20 protein-coding genes and 1 tRNA gene are annotated in these 22,331 nt (G+C 48.3%); 4 read left to right on the top strand and 17 right to left on the bottom strand.

All coding sequences use genetic code 11. From position 1 onward, the window contains the following. Window positions 1-430: 430 nt before the first annotated feature. A complete protein-coding gene (locus GA565_RS16120; protein WP_152199359.1) occupies window positions 431-1,699 on the bottom strand; it encodes an integrase arm-type DNA-binding domain-containing protein in 1,269 nt (422 codons plus the stop codon). 161 nt (window positions 1,700-1,860) lie between these two features. Continuing rightward, window positions 1,861-1,936, bottom strand: a tRNA-Asn gene (locus GA565_RS16115). A gap of 493 nt (window positions 1,937-2,429) precedes the next feature. On the opposite strand from GA565_RS16115, the gene GA565_RS16110 reads away from it, so the two are divergent. Continuing rightward, window positions 2,430-3,131, top strand: coding sequence for a PAS domain-containing protein (locus GA565_RS16110; RefSeq protein ID WP_152199357.1), 702 nt, complete (start codon window positions 2,430-2,432; stop codon window positions 3,129-3,131). Between the two features lie 88 nt (window positions 3,132-3,219). On the opposite strand, the gene GA565_RS16105 is transcribed toward GA565_RS16110, so the two are convergent. The 6 genes from GA565_RS16105 to GA565_RS16080 form a co-directional block, all read right to left on the bottom strand. Then, window positions 3,220-3,573, bottom strand: coding sequence for a response regulator transcription factor (locus GA565_RS16105; RefSeq protein ID WP_152199355.1), 354 nt, complete (start codon window positions 3,571-3,573; stop codon window positions 3,220-3,222). Window positions 3,574-3,802: 229 nt separating this feature from the next. Next, on the bottom strand, window positions 3,803-5,728 hold the full coding sequence (gene fhuB, locus GA565_RS16100; protein ID WP_152199354.1) for a Fe(3+)-hydroxamate ABC transporter permease FhuB: 1,926 nt from the start codon (window positions 5,726-5,728) through the stop codon (window positions 3,803-3,805). Continuing rightward, on the bottom strand, window positions 5,721-6,620 hold the full coding sequence (locus GA565_RS16095; protein WP_152199352.1) for an ABC transporter substrate-binding protein: 900 nt from the start codon (window positions 6,618-6,620) through the stop codon (window positions 5,721-5,723). The genes fhuB and GA565_RS16095 overlap by 8 nt, the downstream gene beginning before the upstream one ends. Continuing rightward, entirely contained in the window at window positions 6,620-8,974 is a 2,355-nt protein-coding gene (locus tag GA565_RS16090) for a TonB-dependent siderophore receptor (RefSeq protein WP_152199350.1), read from the bottom strand. The genes GA565_RS16095 and GA565_RS16090 overlap by 1 nt, the downstream gene beginning before the upstream one ends. A gap of 151 nt (window positions 8,975-9,125) precedes the next feature. Beyond that, window positions 9,126-10,169, bottom strand: a complete 1,044-nt coding sequence (locus GA565_RS16085; protein ID WP_226950982.1) for a FecR domain-containing protein — start codon at window positions 10,167-10,169, stop codon at window positions 9,126-9,128. Further along, window positions 10,153-10,743, bottom strand: a complete 591-nt coding sequence (locus GA565_RS16080) for an RNA polymerase sigma factor (RefSeq protein WP_226950981.1) — start codon at window positions 10,741-10,743, stop codon at window positions 10,153-10,155. Before GA565_RS16080 ends, GA565_RS16085 begins: the two co-directional genes overlap by 17 nt. 162 nt (window positions 10,744-10,905) lie before the next feature. On the opposite strand from GA565_RS16080, the gene GA565_RS16075 reads away from it, so the two are divergent. Next, window positions 10,906-11,445: a DUF2058 domain-containing protein gene (locus GA565_RS16075; protein WP_152199348.1), complete on the top strand. Its 540-nt coding sequence runs from the start codon at window positions 10,906-10,908 to the stop codon at window positions 11,443-11,445. A gap of 15 nt (window positions 11,446-11,460) precedes the next feature. On the opposite strand, the gene GA565_RS16070 is transcribed toward GA565_RS16075, so the two are convergent. From GA565_RS16070 to GA565_RS16050, 5 genes are all read right to left on the bottom strand, one after another. After that, window positions 11,461-12,159: an RluA family pseudouridine synthase gene (locus GA565_RS16070; RefSeq protein WP_152199346.1), complete on the bottom strand. Its 699-nt coding sequence runs from the start codon at window positions 12,157-12,159 to the stop codon at window positions 11,461-11,463. A gap of 64 nt (window positions 12,160-12,223) precedes the next feature. Further along, the gene (gene rraA / locus GA565_RS16065) at window positions 12,224-12,730 is read right to left on the bottom strand and encodes a ribonuclease E activity regulator RraA (RefSeq protein ID WP_226950980.1); all 507 of its coding nucleotides are present in this window, start codon (window positions 12,728-12,730) and stop codon (window positions 12,224-12,226) included. A gap of 178 nt (window positions 12,731-12,908) precedes the next feature. Next, on the bottom strand, window positions 12,909-14,246 hold the full coding sequence (locus GA565_RS16060; RefSeq protein ID WP_226950979.1) for an MFS transporter: 1,338 nt from the start codon (window positions 14,244-14,246) through the stop codon (window positions 12,909-12,911). A 10-nt stretch (window positions 14,247-14,256) separates the two neighbouring features. After that, complete coding sequence (locus GA565_RS16055; protein WP_152199342.1) at window positions 14,257-14,910, bottom strand: 4-carboxy-4-hydroxy-2-oxoadipate aldolase/oxaloacetate decarboxylase; 654 nt, start codon at window positions 14,908-14,910, stop codon at window positions 14,257-14,259. A gap of 53 nt (window positions 14,911-14,963) precedes the next feature. Further along, window positions 14,964-15,635, bottom strand: coding sequence for an RraA family protein (locus tag GA565_RS16050; RefSeq protein WP_152199341.1), 672 nt, complete (start codon window positions 15,633-15,635; stop codon window positions 14,964-14,966). An 86-nt stretch (window positions 15,636-15,721) separates the two neighbouring features. On the opposite strand from GA565_RS16050, the gene GA565_RS16045 reads away from it, so the two are divergent. After that, window positions 15,722-16,615, top strand: coding sequence for a LysR family transcriptional regulator (locus GA565_RS16045; protein WP_152199339.1), 894 nt, complete (start codon window positions 15,722-15,724; stop codon window positions 16,613-16,615). A gap of 167 nt (window positions 16,616-16,782) precedes the next feature. On the opposite strand, the gene shiA is transcribed toward GA565_RS16045, so the two are convergent. Together shiA and GA565_RS16035 are read right to left on the bottom strand one after the other, a co-directional pair. Beyond that, the gene (gene shiA / locus GA565_RS16040; protein WP_152199338.1) at window positions 16,783-18,099 is read right to left on the bottom strand and encodes a shikimate transporter; all 1,317 of its coding nucleotides are present in this window, start codon (window positions 18,097-18,099) and stop codon (window positions 16,783-16,785) included. A 182-nt stretch (window positions 18,100-18,281) separates the two neighbouring features. Further along, a complete protein-coding gene (locus GA565_RS16035; RefSeq protein WP_152199336.1) occupies window positions 18,282-19,439 on the bottom strand; it encodes an MFS transporter in 1,158 nt (385 codons plus the stop codon). Window positions 19,440-19,706: 267 nt separating this feature from the next. On the opposite strand from GA565_RS16035, the gene GA565_RS16030 reads away from it, so the two are divergent. Then, complete coding sequence (locus GA565_RS16030) at window positions 19,707-20,588, top strand: LysR family transcriptional regulator (protein ID WP_152199335.1); 882 nt, start codon at window positions 19,707-19,709, stop codon at window positions 20,586-20,588. A 96-nt stretch (window positions 20,589-20,684) separates the two neighbouring features. Here the strand turns inward: GA565_RS16030 and yajD are convergent, their stop codons facing one another. Then, window positions 20,685-21,032 carry an HNH nuclease YajD gene (yajD, locus tag GA565_RS16025; RefSeq protein ID WP_152199333.1) on the bottom strand — a complete coding sequence of 116 codons (348 nt, stop codon included), beginning with the start codon at window positions 21,030-21,032 and terminating at the stop codon, window positions 20,685-20,687. A 243-nt stretch (window positions 21,033-21,275) separates the two neighbouring features. Further along, window positions 21,276-22,307 (bottom strand): methionine synthase, encoded by a 1,032-nt coding sequence (locus GA565_RS16020; protein ID WP_152199331.1) that lies wholly within the window; start codon window positions 22,305-22,307, stop codon window positions 21,276-21,278. Between the last annotated feature and the right edge of the window lie 24 nt (window positions 22,308-22,331).

Genomic DNA, 22,331 nt, shown 5'->3' with positions numbered 1-22,331 from the left:
AGCGCGGGCACGGGGTTAGCGCTAACTTTTAAGCGATGCAGGCTGTGAGATATGGCAATATTGGGTATTCGGGCACCGTCAGGTGCCATAGACGTGGGGCGGGGCAACGCGACATTATTGTCGAAGCTGGCGCATGGGGGGTAGAGAAAGACAGCAGCTAGATGCCAACGCAGCATAATGCATTATCTTTTGGGGCTCAGACGAGAGGGGGCCCTTTATCTTCAAGATGGCATAGGCTTTGGGCTTAGCTGTATGTCAGCAAAGTTCTGTTCAGTGCCATAGCAGACATGGCTAATACCACTATGTCTTAATCAATGGGTATCAGGGCACTCATAAAACGACTTAACAATTTCTCCAAATTGAAGCTAGAAAATAGCCGTACCAGTAAAGACTGATACAGCTATTTTTGTGGTTTATTTTGTCAGACTGGTTATCCCATTGTGCAACTGATTTCCTTACCACAACTATAAGGTGGCACATACGCTTTCCGGCACATATCTAGATAATCTGACCACCACTGCATCATTGCCTTGCGGGCTTCCAGATGCTCCGCCTTATGGATATATGCTGCCCGTACGCTATTGCGCTCCTGATGGCTCATCTGACGCTCAATCGCATCCTGTGACCAGAGGCCTGATTCTATCAGGGCACTACAGGCCATTGCTCGGAATCCGTGGCCGCAAATATCCTCTTTAGTATTATATTTCATCAGCCGCAGTGCCTTATTAACCGTATTTTCACTCATTGGTCTAGATGGATTACGAACGCTGGGGAACACCAGATCTTGGTCACCGGAGATTTCTCTTATCTGCTTCAGTATGTCGATGGCTTGTTGTGACAGCGGTACAATATGCGGCGTGCGCATTTTCGCCCCCCTGCAGGAATAGCGGACACCGGGGATCGGTTCTCGTGTGGCGGGGAGAGTCCAGATTTTGTTTCTGAAATTTATCTCCGTCCAGTGGGCAAACCGCAGTTCGCTGGAGCGAATAAAGACATACATGGTGAGAGAAACAGCCAGCCGGGTTAACTCCCGCCCTTGATGATAGCCATCAATGCGACTCAACAGTTCGGGTAATCGTTCAAGGGAAAGGGCCGGGTAGTGTCGTTTAACCGGTGCTGCAATGATACCTTCGAGATTAGACGCCGGGTTGTTCTCAATTATCCCCTTATGCACTGCATGTCGCATGATATTGCACAGGTGCTGACGAGTTCGGGACGCGACTTCCAGCAAACCTTTTGTCTCGATACCCTTCAGCAGGTCGATAAAATGGCGCGCTTTGAGTTCTGTGACAGGCAGGTGTCCGATTTTCGGAAAGATATGATTATTCATGCTGGCAAGCAGACGGGCAGAGTGGTTCTCTGACCAGGTTCGATTGTTTTTATGCCAACTCATTGCAACGTGTTTAAAGGTTTTTTCTGGTGAGCGAGCTGCTTTGTCTGCGATACGTTGCTGGGCCGGATTGATATTTTGCGCGAGGAGTTTACGGATGCCGTCACGCTGTTGTCGGGCATAAGCCAGAGAAACATCGGGATAGGCCCCTAAGCCGAGGCGGGATTCTTTACCATTTATACGATATTTGAGATACCAGAGACGTGAACCGCCTGGATTGACCAAAAGGTACAGGCCATGAGAATCGGAAACTTTGAAAGGTTTTTCAGAAGGCTTGAGACTGCGGATTTTAGTGTCGTTCAGAGACATATGGTGGTCACTCCATAATCGAACTGAAATGACCCCAAATCAGACCACCAATCTTGCCCGATGCGGAGGGGGAAATGAAAATGCATCGGGAAGACTTTTCACACTAACTTGTTGAATCTAAATCTTATAAAGATTCGTGAAGATGCATGAAAACATAAATTTGGCTCCTCTGACTGGACTCGAACCAGTGACATACGGATTAACAGTCCGCCGTTCTACCGACTGAACTACAGAGGAATCGTGTGAACGAGGCGAATAATAGAGACTGCTGGCCTGCGTGTCAAAGGGTTAAATCAAATAACGCGTTACTTGCTGTTAAAATAGTCAAATTATTGATATATAGGCTAAATGAGTTTAACAATTAACCATTTTTGCTCAGCAGTTGGAGCGGCAAGATAGGGAACGTCTTCTCTCTGCACAGCCTTCATTTGCCGTCACTGGTATCTTCAATTCCAATATCTCTATGTTTTGGGTTAAAAGAGCAGGTTGGATAACAAATGATAAAGATATGAATTTATTTATATAATGATTATTTTAAGGAAAGGTGTTTGAGCCATTAGTGTAATAGGTGATTACTTTTTTTTAAATCATCATGAATTATTATTATATTTAGTGCATCTATGTGTAATTATAATTTATAGATAAAGATCTAATTCCTGGCAAATAAACTTATAATTATCAATTTGATCATGGTAAAGTTTTGTTCCTTTCCCCTTTGAGAGAAAATATTATGAGCAATAGTGAACTGGTTCTACCTAAAATGCTAACTCGTACTTTTGATCAACTGCCCACTCCTTTTTTTATTCGCGGTAAAGATACTCGTTTTGTTTATGCTAATATGGCTTTGGCTAAGCTTGTTGGTTTAAAATCACCGGACTCAATTATTGGGCGGATTGACGATGAAATTCCTGCCGCACTTTATGATAATGTTGTGACTGCAAAACTCTGGCAGGAGCAGGTAAAACACGTCATTTCTACTCAGAAAAAAATATCGTTACTTGAGGTTCATCCCGGCGCCGTTGACTCTCCTTACATGTCAAAAAAGGTACCGTTTTATAATGAAAAAAATGAATGCGTTGGCATGGTCGGTGTAATTAAGGATTTAGAATTATTCAGCTCTAATGATTTTATTCGCGGCAGGTTACCGGGTTCACTTTTGCTGGAAAAGCCTGATGATTTCTTCACGGAGAAGCAGTGTGAAATCATTTTCCTCAAAATTCAGGGAATGACCAGTAAAACTATGGGCGCCATGCTTTGCCGATCACCGCGTACCATAGAAAATGCCCTGCAGAATATTTATTCGAAAGCAGGGGTAAGCCATGTTGATGATTTTATTGAATTCTGTCAGAAGAGAAGTTTAGATCGTTATCTTCCCAAAAGGTTTCTTGATCCGCAGAAGTTTTCATTTAAGAACGACCGTGAGGGTTGGTGATTTTTAAAGTTAGCACATACATCTTTTAAAATGCTAATCCCTGATTGATGCAATGAGTATACCCCTTAAATTTTTTTGAATTAATTAATTAATGTTCAACGAGCTTCATTTCAACGGCGTGTCTTATTGCCTGCCTGGAATTGCAGACGCCCAGTTTGATCACAATGTTACGCATGTGAAATTTTATCGTCGTTGTTCTAACGCCCAAAGTGTCTGCAATTTCTTTATACGTTTTACCGATACTTGATAAGTAGATAACCTCCCGCTCTTTAGGTGTTATTTTCATGGCTTTGGGAAAGGGGGTTGCAGTCACTAAGTCTGGATTATTTACCGCTTCATACAACTTTGAAAGTTTATCAACCTGAATCGATAACTCTCGCAGTCTATTTTTTATATCATTCAATGATGAAGTATCTGTGTTATCTGTGTTATCTGTTTTCATTATTTTCTTATATGTAATTTAAATTTAATTTATTATTTATCTTTACACATCAATGGAATATCTATATTGGAATGCCTTAATTACTTTAGGGTGTTAAAACCTACTCAAGATCATAGGTAAAACCTACCTATGAAAGGTTAATTTATTGAAGACAATTTCAGATGCACTTTACTCAACCGTTTAGGCCGCTGAAAACCAAATAATCTCTATTTTAATCAGATGAATAGGATTATTTCCCTGATTTTATCAGCAGCCATAAAAACCACGGTGCACCGATCAGAGCACAGAGCAAACCGGCGGAAACGGGCCACGGCCAGGCGATGTTGCGACCGAGCCAGTCGGCGATAACCATCAGCAGTGCGCCATACAGTGCCGCGACCAGACATTGCGGTTGAAAGCGGTATGCCCCGCTGTAGCGTGCTAGCTGTGGGGCAATCAACCCGACAAAACTGAGCGGACCAATAAGCAACGTGCCGCCCGCCGTTAGCGCGGCGGCCAGCAGCAGAATTAGCATATTGCTGCGCCGAAGTCCGGCACCCAGCGCCCGCGTGGTTTGATGTCCGAGGCTCAATAAGGTGATCCAGCGTTGTAACAGCAAGGCGAGGGGGATCAGCAGCAGCGCCTGAGCCGCCCCCCACATCGCCCGTTCAGGCGTAATACCTGCCGTGGAACCTGTACTCCAGTTGAGCAACATCATCGCCCGAGGGTCGCCGCTCATCAGCAAAAGTATACTTAGCGCCATACTCAGGTTAGTTAGACACAGCCCGACCATGACCATTGACTGCGGCTGAAAACGCGAACGCAGCCCGAACATAAATAGAGTGAATATAGCCAGCAGACTGCCCGCCAGTGCAGCGGGAAAAAGCTGCGAAAGTGGCTGATTGAACAGAACAACCATCAATACCACCATCAGCGATGCGCCGCTGCTGATCCCGAGTAATTCTGGGCTGGCCAGCGGGTTACCGCTTTGGCGCTGGATAAGCACGCCTGCAACCGCCAGCATCGCGCCCGCGCAGAGTGCGCCGAGCATGCGTGGCCAGCGCCATTCGAGCAGTTGCCATACAGCCGTGGTGTCGAGGGGGCGGTTTAAAAATAATGAAACAGCGAGACTACTCAGTAATAGCAGAGTCAGGCCGGTCATGTGTCTGCTCGTTATGGTGCGGATTGCCGGTGTACTTAATGGCGCAGCGGCAATAGTCGGATTGCGCTGACGAAACAGCAACATTAGCATCAGCGGCGCACTGAGCAGCCCCGCGAGTGCGCCAGTCGGTAAGTCTCCTCCGGCAGGAGAAAGAAATTGCGCAAGTTGATCGACCAACGTCAGCAAGCCTGCGCCTGCCAGCGGGACAAAAAACAGCTGATGTGTGAAGCGGCGAACCCCAGACAGTCTCACGAGGGCCGGGGCTGCAAGACCAATAAAACCAATAATCCCGACCTGGCTGGTGATCAGCGCACTGAGCGCCACGGCCACCGTGAGGGTTGCTATCCTAATTTTCACCACCGAAAGTCCCAGCGATCCGGCGCTCTGATCCGATAACCCAATCAGCATGAGCGGCCTTGCCAGTAAAAGACCCATCGCCATGAGCAGCAGCACCGGCAACAGCAAAAACTGTGTGACCGGCCAGCCGTTTTGGCTCAGGGACCCCGCCTGCCAACTGAAGAGATCACTGAGATAATCATGATTGAACAATACCATTAACGTATTAATACAGTTACCGTAAAGGCTGATCACCATGCCGGTAAGGATAATTTTTAGTGGATCGAGCCCCTGACGGACAATCAGCAGATAAAGCACCAGCGCTGTTAGCGTTGCCCCGGCCAGAGCCAGATTTGTCAGACCGAAAACCAGCAAGGCGGGAAACACTATGATGCTTGTCGACATCGCCAGATTCGCTCCCGCAGCAATGCCAAGCGTGGCCGGTTCTGCCAACGGATTACGCAGCACCTGTTGAAAGAGCAGGCCAGCCGTCGCCAGTGCCATTCCGCAGAGAATTCCGGTCGCCAGTCTGGGCAGGAAACTGTAATACAGCAGTAAACTGGCAGTGGAAGGGATGTTACTGGCATGTATCTGGCCCAGGTTACTGACCAGCAGCAAGGCGCAGATAAGCATCAGTGACGCGATAATTAGCCACGGAAGTACTGGTAATTTACGCATTTTTTTCAGATTCCAAGAGCACTTGCGTGATGTGTTGCGCCAGACTGATCGCTGTTGCCATGCCTCCAAAAGGGAAGAAGTGCGTCAGTTCCCGTGCATGTCCTCCCGACACCAGAGGCAATTGTTGCCACAGCCCGTCGGGCTGACGCAGGCGGGTAAACTGTGTCAGCGTCGTCGGTAATTCAGTATAAAACAGCCAATCGGCGGGCAACGACGTCAGCTTTTCGATACTCACGTTAGCCGTTCCCATCGCACCCACCGGTTTATTCCAGGCATTTTGCAGCCCAAGTCGCGTTAGCATCGCGTCTGGCAGGCTGTTCTTGCCATACACCGTGGCGTATTTTCCGTCCTGACTGCGGACCACCACCAGAATACGTTGACCTGCGGCGTGCCCGAGCCTTTGCTGGCAGTTGTTTAGTGCAGTGGTTACGTGGTCAATAAGCCGTGCTGCCTGCGCGGAAGCGGATAATTTTATGCCCAGATCGCCCGTAAAGGTCAGTAATGCCTGCCACACATCGTTTGTTGAGGGATAAACCGACACCACCTGCACCGGCGCGATGCGCTGCAGACTGTCGAGAAGAGCGGGAGCGAGCATATCGCTGAGGATAAGCGTCGGTTTCAGCGCCGCAACCCGCTCAATATTCGGCTCCCAAAAGGGGCCGATATCCTGAACGTTGGCCGGTAAAACGGGGTCTGCAACTCTGCGGCGAAAGTACCCCACGTCAGAAACGGCAAGCGGCGTAATGCCTAGCGATAATAGCGTTTCGGCTGCCAGCCAGTTAATCGCAACAATGCGTTGCGCGGGCGTTGCTGACATCGCCGGGGTATTGAGCCAAGGCAATACCAGCAACGCCCTCAGGCATTCACGACGACTCATTAGCAAACGTGGCATCAGAAGCTGTACTTCAGCGAGCCGATAAATGTACGATCCTGTCCCGGATAGCAGCTGGTGTCGTCATCACAAGTGCCAACATAATGATGATTCAGCAGATTCTGTATATTGAACCCGACGGAAACGTGTCGATTGACCTGATATTTCGCACCAGCGTCGATTAGCGCAAAGTTTTTCACCGGTATTGTATTCGCATTATCGCCGTACATGCTGCCGACGTAACGCACACCGGCACTCAGCAACAGTCCGTCCAGCGTGCCCTGATGGAACCCATAGTTCAGCCAGGTTGATGCCATATGTTTTGGCACATTTGCCTGCTGATTACCGCGGTCACCGTTATTGCTGGCGGTAATTTCCGTAGCCGTATAGGTGTATGACGCCAACAAATCCAGACTTTCGGTCAGTTTCACCGTAGTTTCCGCTTCAACACCACGCGAACGCACTTCGCCGGACGCGACCTGATAACCGGTGATCAGATTGTTCACAATTTCGTTGGTGAGCACGTTAGTTTTGGTGATATCGAAGGCCGCGAGCGTCATCAACATGTTGGTATCAGGTTGGTATTTCACACCGATTTCGTACTGATGTGCCTTGCTCGGATCGAACGTTCGGTTCTTGCTGTCAGTGCCACTGTTGGGGACAAATGATTCGGCGTAGCTGATATAAGGCGCAAGCCCGTTTTCTGCCAGATAGGTCAGGCCAGCGCGTCCGGTCCACGCGCCTTTATCCACCCAGCTGGTGTTGTCGGTCAGATTGTTTTGGGTACGCAAACTGATGTCATCGTGGCGACCGCCCAAGGTCAGCAGCCATTTTGGCGTCAGCGAAATCTGGTCCTGCATGTAAAGGCCCAGCTGCGAGGTGGTCTGATCATTGTTATTGAGCGCATAGGTCGGATCGGCAATGTTCAAGCCGTACACCGGATTATAGATATTCAGCGTTGGAGCGACGGCGCCGAAGCGCTTGGCATTCCCGTCAAGGCGGCTGTAATCAAGACCGCTCAACAGGCGGTGCGTGACCGACAGAGTTGAGAAGTCGGCCTGCAACTGGTTATCGATGTTGAACGCGTTCATGTGTTCATCAAAACGAATGGCATTGCGCGACACGGTGCCGGTGTTGAAATTCACGGAGCCTGGCAGCAAGTTGTTCAAGATGGTGTCGGTTTGCCCGTAGCGCACATTTTGGCGTACCTGGAAAACGTCGTTGAACTGATGACTCAGCTCATACCCCACGGTGAACTGCTCCTGACGAAAACGGTTATAGCTATAGTCTCCCAGCAGGGTATCGGTAACCTTGTGACCCGGCTCGGTAAGCACGGCAACGGTGCCGCCGGATGTATCGCGCAGGTAGTCCGCGCGAACTGTCAGGCTGGTATCGCTGTTGGGTAGCCAGGTGAAAGAGGGCGCGAGATAGACGCGGTTATCTTCCACATCTGGGCCATCGCGATACTGGAACTGGGTATCGCTGTCGCGCACAAGGCCAATCACGCGATAAAGATAGTGACTGTCATCGTCGATTTTGTCGCTCATATCAAACTGCGCCTGACGGCGGTTGAAGTTGCCCAGTTCGATTTGTACGTCGTGCACGCCCTGTGCGGAAGGCAGTTTGCTGATGCGGTTTACAATACCGCCCGCATCGCCGAGGCCAAACAGGGTTGACGACGGTCCGCGCACAATATCAATACGCTCCAACGCGTAAGGTTCAGTGCGGAAATAGCTGTAACTGTTGTTGAGCTGACGGAGACCGTCGCGGTAATCGTTGGTCGTCAGGGCGTTAAATCCACGAATATAAATCCAGTCATAGCCTTTCGGATCAACGCCGTAGGTTTCCGTTTTTACGCCAGGAACATAACGCAGCGCTTCGGTGACACTTTGCACGTTTTGCCTGTCCATTCGCTCACGGGTCACCACCGAGACTGACTGAGGCACTTCCAGCAGCGGTGTGTCGGTTTTGGTGGCGGAGCTGCTTTGCTGCGGAACGGTGACGCTAGCGCCGTATTGGCCAGTGACGGTCAGGGTATCTCCAGCAGACGTTTGTGGTGCAACCACCACGGTGCCGTTGTCAATGCTATAGCCCAGACCGCTGCCGCTTAACAGTCGCCCGAGCGCGGTTTCCAGCGTCATATTACCCTGCACCGCGGGGGCATTTTTATGTGCAACGGAGTCCGGTGCGGCAATCAGTTGTATTCCGGCCTGCTGTGCCAACGCATTCAGTGAGTTGATTAACGGCTGAGCAGGAAGTGAAACGGCCATCGCGGCGGCGGCGTGAGACACGGCTATCGGCGAGCAGACGGCCAGCGCGAGGGCGGTGAGGCCAGATTTAATGCGACTACCCCGATAAACAGTAAAAATAGGCATGCCATTTTCCCCAGAAATAAATTAAATAAGAATCATTATCCTTTCTGAAGACGAGACTGACGCCAAAACCCTGACGTCATCTCCTGAATATTTTTAATCTTTTTTTCGAGGCAACGCTTTTGGCGCACGGTGTCCTGGCAGGAGAGAAGGATTAGCGTTTAACGATCTGCGTTTCTCCTGCCTGAATATTGATTTTTACCGGCAATACTTTCGGCAGCGCACGGGCAAAACTGTCCGGGCGATGAGCGTTAAAACTGCCGCTGATACGGAGAGCTGCGACGTCGGCAGAGGCTGGTTTATAGGGTACGTCGCCGTAGCGCGAGAACTCGGCCAGCGCCAGATTCAGCGGGGTGTTGTTGAAATTAATTCGTGACTGCCGCCAGTCGGCGATGGCATCCGGGGCTAACGACAACTGACGCGTCAGGTTCCCGTTAGCATCGCTGGTTGCCCGCTGCGTGGCGCGCAGCACCATCAGATGTGGCTTGTCTGCGCCCAGATGCAGCGTTGCCATTGCTCGCCAGCGCATATTTGCCAGCCACGCTCGCGGACCGATACGGACAACGCCGCTGCTAACGGCAACGTCCACGCCATCACCGCTCATCGACTGCGGGATATAGCGAACGCCGAAACTGGTGCCCAGCACCGTGACGCGCGACGGCCCGCTCAGCACCACGAATGGCTTATCTTCCTGATGGTTGACCTGAAAATAGACCTGACCTTTGACGAGCGTGACTTCGCGGCGCTGCGGATAATAGGCTACCTGCACCTGTGATTCGGCATCCAGACTGAGAACAGTGCCATCCGGCAGGGTGAGCTGTTGTGTTTCACCGCGACCGGTGTGGAATGCCGTCGTCATAACGGGAGGGGCCAGCCACTGCCACAGCGGCCACACCAACACCATACAAAGCACAGCAGCGACCAGCGCAGGACGCCAGAAAGGGCGACGGGCAGTCTGAGGAGCATTCACCGGCAGTGAATCACGCAGGCGTGTCACGTTTTTCTGGGGCAAATCACCGATGCGCTGCCACAAAGATTGCATGGCCTGATAGCGCGCGGCGTTGTCATCAAGCAATATCCAGTCGGCAAACTGGCGTTGTTCACTGGCAGACATACCGGACTGTTGCTTACTCAGCCAGCGTGCCGCCTGCTCCTCGGCTGACAATTTTTTTTCAATGGCGCTATTCATCACGGCCATCCTTATTTCCGTTGCTGCGACTCGCGCCGTAGTGTTCCTGCTGCCAGAGTTCGTTACTGCTGCGAAGGGCGGTCATGGCGCGGATAATATGTTTCTCAACCATGTTGATGGATATTCCCATATGGCGCGCGACGTCCTTTTGCGACAGGCCGTCGAAACGATGAAGGATAAAGGCTTCACGACAGCGCGGCGGCAGGGCTTCTATAGTGCGAGTCATTAAATCATCATATTGATTCTTTTCAAGGTATTCATAAGGTTGAAGATGTGACGGTGCCGCGAAATGCACACTTTCGGTGTCTTCAGCCACATCATCCATAAGAAGTTCGGGGCGTCGATAGTGGTCGATCAATAAATTACGTGCGATGCGATACAGCAGACTCCGATGTGACCTGACGGGTTGCGTGACGGTCAGTGCGCGGATAAACGTTTCCTGCGCCATGTCTTCTGCATGTTCGCGGTCACGAAGCTTCCGGTTAATAAACCGATATAATTCAGTGTAATATTTCTCGAAAGCAGGCACTTGGTTCTCGAATGATGAAAGACAGGGATCTTCTGCGTTGCCTATATTACGCATAAATTATTTAATTTTTCATCATTAAATGATAATCATTCGCGCGAGAGGGCATCAAGCGCGGCGGAGATTGCTCTGCATCTACGCTGCTTTGACGCAAACTGGAACAGCGGCAAAAATTAAAGGTATAATCCCACCCATTATTCAACTGGTTTAGAAAAGAAGATGACAAAACTCACCTTACAAGAGCAGATGCTGAAAGCTGGATTAGTGACCAGTACAAAAATGGCCAAAGTCCAAAGAACGGCTAAAAAATCACGCGCTCAGGCTCGTGAGGCAAGAGAAGCTGTAGAAGAAAATAAAAAAGCCCAGCTTGAGCGTGATAAAGAGTTAAGCGAACAACAAAAGCAAGCGGCGTTAACTCGGGAATACAAAGCCCAGGTGAAACAGCTCATTGAGATGAATAAAATCAATATAGTCAAAGGCACTATTGATTTTAACTTCACAGACAATAATTTAATTAAAAAAATAGCCGTGGATAAGCTAACTCAAACGCAGCTGATCAGTGGTCGTCTCGCCATAGCTCGTTTGGTTGTTGATAACAGCGGCGAGAGTCAATACGCTATTATCCCCGCGGTTGTAGCCGACAAAATTGCACAGCGAGATGCTAACAGTATTGTATTAAACAGTGCGCTTAGTCAGGAAGAGCTGGATGAAGAAGATCCGTATGCTGACTTTAAAGTGCCCGATGATTTGATGTGGTAATTGACACGTTCATCTTCAGAACGGACTGTCAGTGCGCGCTTTGATCCCCTCTTCGCCAATGGGATGAACAAAATGCAGTTCACTGGCGTGCAGCATCAGCCGCCGAGTCCTTTCGGTTCCTGGCTGCAGGAGACCGCCATACAGGTCACAGCCTAATATAGGGTGGCCCAAAAGTTGGCAGTGGATACGAAGCTGATGGGTGCGCCCGGTTTCTGGCGTGAGCTGCACCCGCGTCAACGGCAGTATCGTCCCGTCTTCCGACTCACGATAAAAGCGTTCAACAACCTGATAGCGTGAACGAGCGGGCTTTCCACTGATGGCGCAAAGCGACATCAGTGGAAACAGTGCCGGGTCTTTGGCAATCGCAGCATCTATCACCCCTTCATCGTCTTTCAAATGTCCGCAGAGCAGTGCGCTGTACACTTTGGTGACTGTGCGCTGGCTAAACTGTTGGCAGAGGGCGGCATTTATCGCCTTATTAAGGGCAATCACCATCAGCCCGGAAGTCCCGAAGTCAAGGCGGTGGACCAGGGTGCAGCCGGGGAATAGCTTTACCAGCCGATAATGCACCGAATCGAAATTTCGCGGATTCTTCCCCGACAGGCTGAGCAGTCCGGCGGGTTTATTAATAAGCACCAGGCTATTGTCCTGATAGAGAATCTCTACCTCGTCATGACAAGGCGGGGCAATAAAGGTATCGATAATCGTAGACATCAGGCTACCCGGATGAAGAGTGGGGGCGGATGATAACGAATTTTGAGCTGTTAGGCGAATTGAGCTATTCGCTAACGCAGAGACGCAGGGCTATAGCACGCGGCAGCACCACAATGCCGCTCTCGTCACAGAAAATATAGTCGCCAGGCATGAAGGTCACGCCTTTGAAATTAACCGGGACATTGCGTTTTCCATCCCCACGTCTGAGGCGTTTACCGGGATGAGGTGCCAGCGCTTTAACACCGATTTGAAGTTGTCGAACAATCGGCCAGTCACGCACGCAGCCATTGAGAATCACACCTTGCCATCCGTTCGCCAGTCCGCGACCAATAACCTGATCGCCGGTTAATGCCATCCTCATTGAAGCACCGCCATCTACCACTAAAACCTTACCTGTGCCGTCGTCATCAAGACTGGCCGCAATCTGCGTGCTGTCTTCGAAGCAATATACGGTCTGAATTTCGCCATGAAATTTTTTATTTCCACCAAAATCTAGCAGTCCAGCGTCAACGACGAGGGCCTCATTATAAAAAGCGTCAACAAGATCGGGTGTATTGGTAAAACTGATCACGATGCTCATCCTTATATTAATAAAATCTGAAAATCAAAGTAGAAGAAGGGGAACTATGCTCCCGTTTCAATTGTGGTTTCATGACGATGTTTAAGCAAAATACTGGCTTTGTAGATGTTGAGTATCAGTGCTTCCAAGTCTACAGATGGCCCGCCTTAGAAGGCGGGCCTTGCGCCGATCACTGATTTATCTTGGTAGGCTCATCAATGGATAAAAGCATTAAAAAAGTTAAGATAGAAATACAGGCCATAAAGACAAACACAGTATTCCAGCCTAAATGGTCAAGAATGATACCGCCTATAAAAGGTGTCGCGGCGGCGCCGAGTTGTCCGCCCATGTTTACCAGTGCATTCGCCGTTGGAAATTTGTCCTTGGCGATAAACGACATCGGGTAAACCATATAGGCCGAGAATCCAATGCTTAATAACAATCCTGTAAGAAACAGCAACGCCGCATAGAGAACCGGGTTTGCTGGCGCATAGATGAGCAGAAGCATCATTACTGATGTTGATAGTGCGGATATCATCATGCCTGGCTTTCTACGTTTGGCGAGCAGCTTGTCCGATATGATACCCCCCATAATATTGCCCAGTACCGCGCCGACCCAGGGAGCGGCTGCGACAAATCCCATGCCCATCACTGACAGATGTTTTTCCGTCAGGAGATAGGTCGGCATCCATGCAAGCAGTAAGCTGGAGATGCCCAGTTGAAAGCAGTATCCCAGGCTGCAACCCCATACATTCCATGAGCGATAAACGCTTTTCGTGGTTTGCAGCGTTTTGATCTGTTTGACACGGATAAACTTGTCAAGATAGGGGATTTTTCTATAACGAGACTCGGCGTTATTACCCCCTTGGATATCATTAACTTTCTCATTGATCAGGTCGACCTCCTGCTGATTGGTAAAACGCGAGGAGGAAGGGCGATCAGTGACGAAAATATACCAAAGCAACGGTAAAATAATCCCGGGAAGCGCGAAGAAAAAGAATACTTCCTTCCAGCCCCATAGCGAAATAATCACAGCACCGACTATCGGCGTGATGACGGGGCCCAGTTTTATTGAAGATAAAAATATACCCGAAGCGATCCCTTTTTCTTTAGACGGAAACCAGTTATTGATAGTGGACGTCACACCAATCGGTAAAGGCCCCTCGGCAACGCCTAGCAGCACTCGGCATATCTTTAAGTGAAAAATAGAGTTAGCCAGCCCAGTTAATCCTGTGACAATGGAGGTCGCTAGCATGGAAATCGTAAATACCTTTCTGACCCCAAAGCGTGAAATGAGCCAGGCCGACGGTAACTGAATTAACGCATATGCAAGAAGGAATAGGCTGACTAATCCACCCGCTTCAGCATTGGTCATAACAAATTCTTTGCGAATAAAAGGTAAAACGACGCCTAAATTCGCCCTGTCTGATGCTGCAATGGTATAAATAAGGAAGAAAAGCACCGCGACCCACCATCTGTGATGGGTCGCCGGCCTATCGGCAAGCGACTCTTTGACATTCATCGTCATGATGCTTTCCTTATAATCCTAAAAAACGAAAAGTATCATGCAGCTTCATTAGATCTGCCGTCGTCGCACCTTTTTCAATCTGTTCTTTGAAGACATTTTCTTTATTTTCGCGCTCAATGGCCTGAGAAAGTGCATTGTGGATGTTATCCGCTTTCACGACGACAACTCCATCAATATCGCCAATGATAATATCCCCTGGATTAATCGTGCAGTCTCCGATTGTAACAGGGACATTGACCTTTCCTGGTTGCGATTTCCCGGTTCCTTTAATGGACAATCCTCGTGTAAATACGGGGAACGCCATCTCGATAATGTTTGCTGCATCACGTACTGCACCGTTAACAATAATGCCTGCCAGGCCAATCGTTAATGCCTGCGTGGTGAGAACATCTCCCCAGACTCCTGCTTCTAAAAAGCCTTTACAGTCGATAACTAATACATCTCCGGCTTTTGCCTGTAATAATGCATAATGGATCATCAAGTTATCGCCCGGTCTCATATCAATCGTCACGGCAGGACCCACAACTTTCATTTTGTTTGATACGGGTTTAATACCTGCATCAAGCGCACCATAAGCGCCTTGGGCTTCATAAATGGTTGCCGATCCGAGTGTCAGTATTTTATCTGCGTCGCTTTTACTGATATTATTATCAAATGTGCTCATTGTAGGGGGCCTTATTATAAATAGATGTTGTTATTCAGTGCTATTTTTCAGCGCTATTTATTTGGGTTGCGTTGCAATAAATGATAATTATGTTTTTTTCTCGCTTCTGAAATAGGCATGCCGGCAAGCGCATCCTGCAAAATAGTATTTTCTATTTCCTGCATCGCGTGGGCCCGACTGATAACCTCTTTAATATGTGATTTACTGACTACAACGACACCATCTATATCTGCAACAATTAAATCACCCTGCTTGATCAGTACGCCGCTTATTGCCACCGGTTCGCACACGGCCGCAACCTGTACGCGATCTTTACCTGTGCGCATATAATTGCCAAGTGCATAAAGGGGATATCCCACGCCGTTAGCCTCTGCGGTATCACGGCACACGCCATTAATCACTGTCCCGGCAATTCCTTTCTGATTCGCCAGTTGACTCAGTATACCGCCCCAAACGGTGCAATCTTTGCGCGCTGAGTTATCGATAACAACGACATCGGTGGGTTTCACGTCATCAATAAAATCGCCAACAGTCCCCATGTTGTCTTTATCAACTGTGACATATCTCACGGTCCATGCAGTACCCACTATCGTCTGTTTACCGGCGATATGTTTGATACCGAGTAATGAACCAGGCAAAGAGAAGTAGTCCAGCGCATCGGATATTTCCGGCGTGCTCAATCTTTTTGCTTTTTCAATATAATGCTTTATTTCTTCATCTTCCATTATTGCTCTCCTTAGGTTTTATATAAAATATTAGGTATAATGAAAGTAATGACAAGCAGTTAAAAATGAACTTAGGATAAGAAAAAATGAACTTAAAGAAAATTGTTTATTTTTGTAAGGTCGTTGAAACAGGTAATGCCAGTCAGGCAGCAAAATTATTGTTTGTGGCCTCAACAGCAATAAGTATGCAAATAACGGCGCTAGAAAAGGAATTGGGGGGGGAATTGTTTGACAGAGGCACGCGCCCCATGGAATTAACAAAATTAGGTCGTTATTTTTATCCACGAGCGCAGGAAATTCTCTATCTTTTCAACAAGCTTGAAAAAGATACGCAAGAGTTTGTCAAAGACAAGTCTTCGACATTGAATATAGGCTTTACGCGTTCTGTCATGTTTAATCTGCTGCCCACAGCCATTAAGCGCTTTAAAGAGGTTAACAGCAATGTTCAGATTAATTTGAAAGAAATGTTGTCAGAATATCAGTCTGATTTTATTTTAGACGAGAAAATTGATATAGGGATCACAAGAGAATTATCGGGCGATGAGTTTATTGCTAAAGATCTCAATCATGAACTGTTGATGGTCGATCCCTTCATGGCAGCCATTCCTCGTGGTCATTATTTAGCAACAAAAAGTTACTTAACATTAAAAGAATTTACCGGCTTACCTTTCATATCTTATCCAGATAATGAAAATAGCGAGTTTTCCAAAAAGTTAATGGGAATGTTTGCCGCTAATCAGTGTCAGCCGGTTATTGCTTATCGAGCCATAGAGATTCATACCGCATTAGCACTTGTCAGCGCCGGTCTGGGAGTCACTTTGGTGGGTAAGTCGACGATTCCAAATAATCGTCAAGATATTTTATTCCTGCCCATTCAGGATATTAATGCGTTGAGTTACATCTATTCCGTCAGTCGCATGCAGGATACGAATCCCAACATCCCGCTTTTCCTGGACCTGTTGCGGGAGATAGCCCTTTAATCATTATCAACAATTTCTTAGGGCTTTGACGGTGAGAGAGGGGCGGGCTATTCTTCCGATCACAACGGCAAATTCTTCAGCTTTGAGTGTGAGGTTTTACCTTTAAAGAAAGGAAAAACTTGATGGCTGTTAGCCGAGAAGCCATCAAGTCATTTTGAGGTTTTTACTCAACGTGTCCCTTTCATCATCAGGGCGGTGACGGCGGAAAGCAGGCAACCCGCCAGCAGGTAGGCGGCCACGCTGTGCCAGTTGCCGCCGGAAAAAGTGACCAGTGTGGCAGCAATCAGTGGCGTAAAACCACCGCCAACCACACTGGCAACTTGATAACCCACACCCGCGCCACTGTAGCGATAACGTGCGCCAAACATTTCTGTAAACATCGGCTGCTGCACGCAGACCACCATGTCGTGTGCAACATTCGCCAGCATAATTGCGAAGAATACTATCCAGAACAGTGAGTGAGCTTCCAGCGCCATAAAGAACGGGAACGCACTCAGTGTGCCAACCAAGGCGCCGGTGATGTAAATGCGCCGCCGTCCAAAGCGGTCAGCCAGCCAGGCGAAGCAGGGGATGGTCAGGCAACTCAGCCCGCCTACCAACAAACCGATATTAAGGAATAAATCACGCGGTAAGCCAAGATTCTGCGTGGAGAAGCTAAGCGCGAAGGTGGTGACAATATACATTGTCAGTAATTCACACAGTCGCAGGGCGATGATTTTTAAAAATGCGCTGGGGTGGCGTATTAACGCCTCGATCACGGGCAGGCGTCGTTTAGTTTCTGCCAACGGATTAAGCTGACTTTGCTGTTCAAATTCTTCGGACTCAACGATTCCTTTACGTACCCACAGCGCTGCCAAAACCAATAAGGTGCTGAACAGGAAAGGAATACGCCAGCCCCAGCTAAGAAACTGTGCATCAGTGGTCAAATGACTGATAAGCGAAACCAGACCGGTAGAGAGCAGCAGCCCGACGCCATAGCCAATTTGCACACCGCTGCTGTAGAAAGCCTTTTTCTTCTCGGGCGCACTTTCGACTGAAAGCACGGCCGCACCTCCCCATTCACCGCCAACGGCGAAGCCCTGTATTGCACGCAGTGTCACCAGCAGCACCGGTGCCCACCAACCAATCATGCTAAAGGTTGGCACCAGGCCTATCAGCGCGGTAGCCAAACCCATTATCCAAACGGTCATCATCAGCATGCGTTTGCGGCCAAGGCGATCGCCATAATGGCCGAAGACTATCCCACCGAGTGGCCGGAACAAAAAGCCGACGCCAAAGGTCGCTAAAGCGGCAATTGTCCCCATCGCCGGGCTTATTTGCGGGAAGAATTCGCGGTTAAATACGAGGGCAGCGGTAATGCCATAAAGCAGAAAGTCATACCAGTCTACTACGGCGCCAGCGAAACTACCCCAGGCGGCACGACGGGCACGATTACGTACAGGCGTCTGCTTGACGGGGGGAGTCGAAATGAGGGTGGAGTCCATACTTGTCCTGTTTATACTGATTTTTTATTACTAAGATGGGTCGAGGGTGACTCACATTACGGCCGACATTTTATGACGGCACATGAGACTACCCTGACAAAAGAGGGGAGGAAACATAAATTTAAAAAATAACGTCGAGGATTCTTATTGCGTACGGGGATGTAAGCGTCTGCTTCACTCCGTCATTGAGGCTCTTGGTGATTTCTCAAAACAGGCAGTAGGGTGACAATCGCCAAACAGGCAAGAAAAATACCCATCAGCGCCGGGGAGCGATAGCCAAAACCTTGGTCAATAGCATAGCCACCGCCCCAAGAACCGACCACGACGCCAAGGCAAATCACTGAGGTATGCAGGGTATTAATCAATGAGGTGTTCGGTGCCGCTTTAAATACGCGTGAGGACATGGCAGGGGTGAGAGTAATACCTGTGAGCCCGAGTACCATGACCGAAATAAGCACCAATATTTTGTTGTCGTAAAAGACGTAAAGTCCACACAGGGCCAGAACCAACACGATGCTGCCGATGAACACCACCTTGACTGGCGAGTTATCAGCCAATCGACCGACTAAGATATTGCCTATTATCGTAAAGCATCCGTAAGCGAAGAGAATCGCTGGAATAGAAGATGAATCGAAACCGACGGTATTTTCGAAATAGGGAACGAAATAGCTGAATGTCGCAAAGGTGGCTGCAATAACAAAGAAGCTGGTGATGAAGGCACTCCAAATTGACCCGTTTAGAATTGAACCCAATTCAGTCTTGATGCTGCCCCTAGCCTCTGCTTGGAATTTCGGTACGATCAGGATAATACCCATTCCCGCGAGTGCGGTGAGGGCAATAATTAATGCAAATGAAACTCTCCAGCCATAATACTGGTCGAGGATGGCTGATATTGGCAGTCCGGCAACCGTCGCAATCATCATTCCGCCTAATACGATCGAGGCTGCGACGCCAAAGCGTTCCGGCGGAACCATTTTCGCCGCCGTCATCAGCGCAAAGCCAAAGAAGGCGGCGGAGGATAAACCGGTCGCGAATCTCGCTACGGCTAACAAGTCATAGGTCGCAGAGACGGTTGCGACGGCTTGGGCGACAAGAAATATGCCGGTAATGGTCAATAACGCGGCTTTATTACTCAATTTGACTAAAAATGTGGCAAGTAATGGACCCCCAAGGACCATGCCTAATGAATAAAGGGTAATTAAATATCCAACTTTAGGAATTGAAACACCCAAGTCAGTGGACATGGATGTGATTAATCCTGCGACCATGTATTCGGATGTGGTCATGGCAAACAGAGTGAATCCTAAGACATATATTGCGGGTGGAAAGGTTTTGTTCATTTTATTTTACTCGAGGGATTAAGCGTTTTGAATAAATATCCTTAATTGTGGGTCTGTGTAAATGAAATATGAATCATAATCGTTATGACTTTTTTCATTAATAAAATAGTAAAATTTGTTGATGGCTGTAGCGACATAGCGTTATATTTTAACTAAGCACATAATAGTATTAATTTTTCCTGATAGCATATTGTATCTTTAGCGATAACGTTGCCCGAGTCATTTAGTGACCGAGGCCATTGCGCCAGGGACAGAAGGGAAAAAACGATGGATTTGAACGCGCTTAAAATCTTTATCAAGGTAGGAGAGACACAGAGTTTCACCAAAGCCGCACAGGCATTGGGTCTCACCCAATCTGGGGTTTCTCGCGCTATTACCAGACTTGAACTGGACCTTCGCGTTGCTTTGTTAAACCGCAATACCCATTGCGTAAGTTTGACCAGCGACGGCATATTTTTATATGAGTCCTCACAAGCCCTGATGCATGAAATGGATGAGGTCGGACAATCTCTTACTGCAAGAACCGTCTTTCCAGAAGGCGAATTAAGAATAACCACTCCTTCCGCTTACGGTCGATTAGTGATTATTCCCCTCCTCAAAGAGATCCTTGATAGATATCCGGCATTATCTATTGATGCCGTCATGACTGACCGATTAGTTGATCTCGTGGAAGAGGGCTTTGACGCGGCGATAAGGATTGGCAGCATACAGGACTCACGGCTTATCGCGAGAACCCTCAAGCATTTGCGTTTTGTCACCGTGGCATCGCCGGAGTATTTAGACAGTCGCGGAATTCCTCTCGCGCCTGCGCAATTGGTTCAGCATAACTGCCTGACTGTTAAAGCGCAGAATACGGGACGTGCCACCAAGTGGTTTTATACTCTCGCAGGAGAAAAACAGTCATTTGATATCAAAGGTAATTTCGTCGTTGATACAGCCGACGTGCTGTTAGAGGCGGTACTTAGCGGGATGGGCATTGTGCAAATAATGGACTTTGCAGTCGACAAATATATTGAGAGTGGTGAGTTGGTCGAGCTACTCCCCGAATACGCCGAGGCGTCAATTCCGCTGTCATTGATCTATGCAAAATCGCGCCATCGTTCGCCTAAAATAAGTGCACTGCTGACGGCATTTGGGCTCAATATCTGACGCCAAATATCTTTTTTTGCCCTATGATTTTTGCCATAGCCCTGCACCTGCAACCTGGAGTTGATCTCTCTTTGCCAGACGCCGACGTTGCGTACACTATTTCTTCTTATTGAGCATCGACTGTAAATCGGCAAACGGATTATAGGTTGCTGCAGCAATATCATTTTGCGCGTCCTCACCCGCCACAACGTTTGTGCCGTACAGGTCAGCTTCAGTGTACTTAGAGTGTTCGTGGTCATGGCAATACAGGCACAATAACTCCCAGTTACTGCCATCTGGCGGGTTATTGGTATGGTCGTGATCGATATGGTGCACCGTTAATTCGCGTAGGTTTGAATAAACAAACTCGCGCGAGCAGCGTCCACATACCCACGGATAAATTTTTAGGGCTTTCTCACGGTAGCCGCTTTCGAGCCGGGTGTAGTTTTTTGGGATCAGAGCCATTGCCGGTGTTACCTGTTACAGAGGGAGAATTTTACGAGAGTGCCCCTAATATATCCCACAATGGAACAGAAGGAGAAACGAAAGAAGGAGGGGATAGGGATTGTTTAAGGGAAAATTTTTAATAATCTACTCTGTGCACGATGACAAGGATCTCTCAGTCCGGTGGGGGAGGAATATTTGGCGATTGTTACGCTCGCCCAACCCGGACTGAGTTCCGTTCAATTGATCGACGACTTGGCGAAATTATTTAGCCGATAGCTCTTTTCGGACAATATGTGCGCCTAAACTTAACGCATTCAGTTTGCCCCTTGCGACTCGACGAGGTAATGGGATCATTCCACAGTTGGTACTAGGGTAGAGCTTGTCGGCATCTACAAACTGAAGGGCTTTTCGCAGAGTAGCGGCAACTTCCTCTGGTGTCTCAACAGTATTGGTTGCCACATCAATAGCCCCAACCATCACTTTTTTGCCACGAATGAGTTCAATCAGGTCCATTGGCACATGAGAGTTCTGGCATTCCAGCGAAATTATATCGATAGAAGATTTTTGCAGTTTAGGGAAGATTTCTTCATATTGTCGCCATTCTGTCCCCAGCGTCTTTTTCCAATCTGTATTGGCTTTAATGCCATAGCCATAGCAAATATGTACGGCAGTTTCGCATTTGAGGCCTTCAACGGCTCTTTCTAACGCGGCAATACCCCAGTCATTCACCTCATCAAAAAACACATTAAATGCAGGCTCATCAAATTGGATAATATCGACACCCGCCGCTTCTAATTCTTTGGCTTCTTCATTAAGAATTTTAGCGAATTCCCACGCCAGTTTTTCGCGACTTTTGTAGTGATTATCATAGAGGGTATCTATCATAGTCATGGGACCGGGCAGGGCCCATTTAATCGGTTGCTTGGTTTGCTGACGTAAGAACTTGGCATCTTCTACAAAAACGGGCTTTTGGCGACTCACAGCACCCACGACTGTCGGCACACTCGCATCATAGCGATTACGAATTCTCACCGTCTCACGTTTCTCAAAATCTACGCCGCTGAGGTGCTCAATAAAGGTGGTGACAAAATGTTGGCGGGTTTGCTCACCATCACTGACAATATCAATACCTGCTTGCAGTTGATCTTGCAGGCACAAACGTAGCGCATCTTGTTTGCCGTCAATTAATTCCTGATCTTGCAGTTTCCACGGTGACCAAAGTGTCTCAGGTTGTGCAAGCCAAGAGGGTTTAGGCAAACTGCCAGCAGTCGAAGTAGGTAACAAAATTTTCATAATAGATGACCTTATATTTTTGGT

It is taken from the genome of Rouxiella sp. S1S-2 (genome assembly GCF_009208105.1).
Lineage (GTDB): Bacteria > Pseudomonadota > Gammaproteobacteria > Enterobacterales > Enterobacteriaceae > Rouxiella.
Note: the sequence above shows the minus strand (reverse complement) of the source record. Positions and strands in the feature narration are given on the sequence as shown.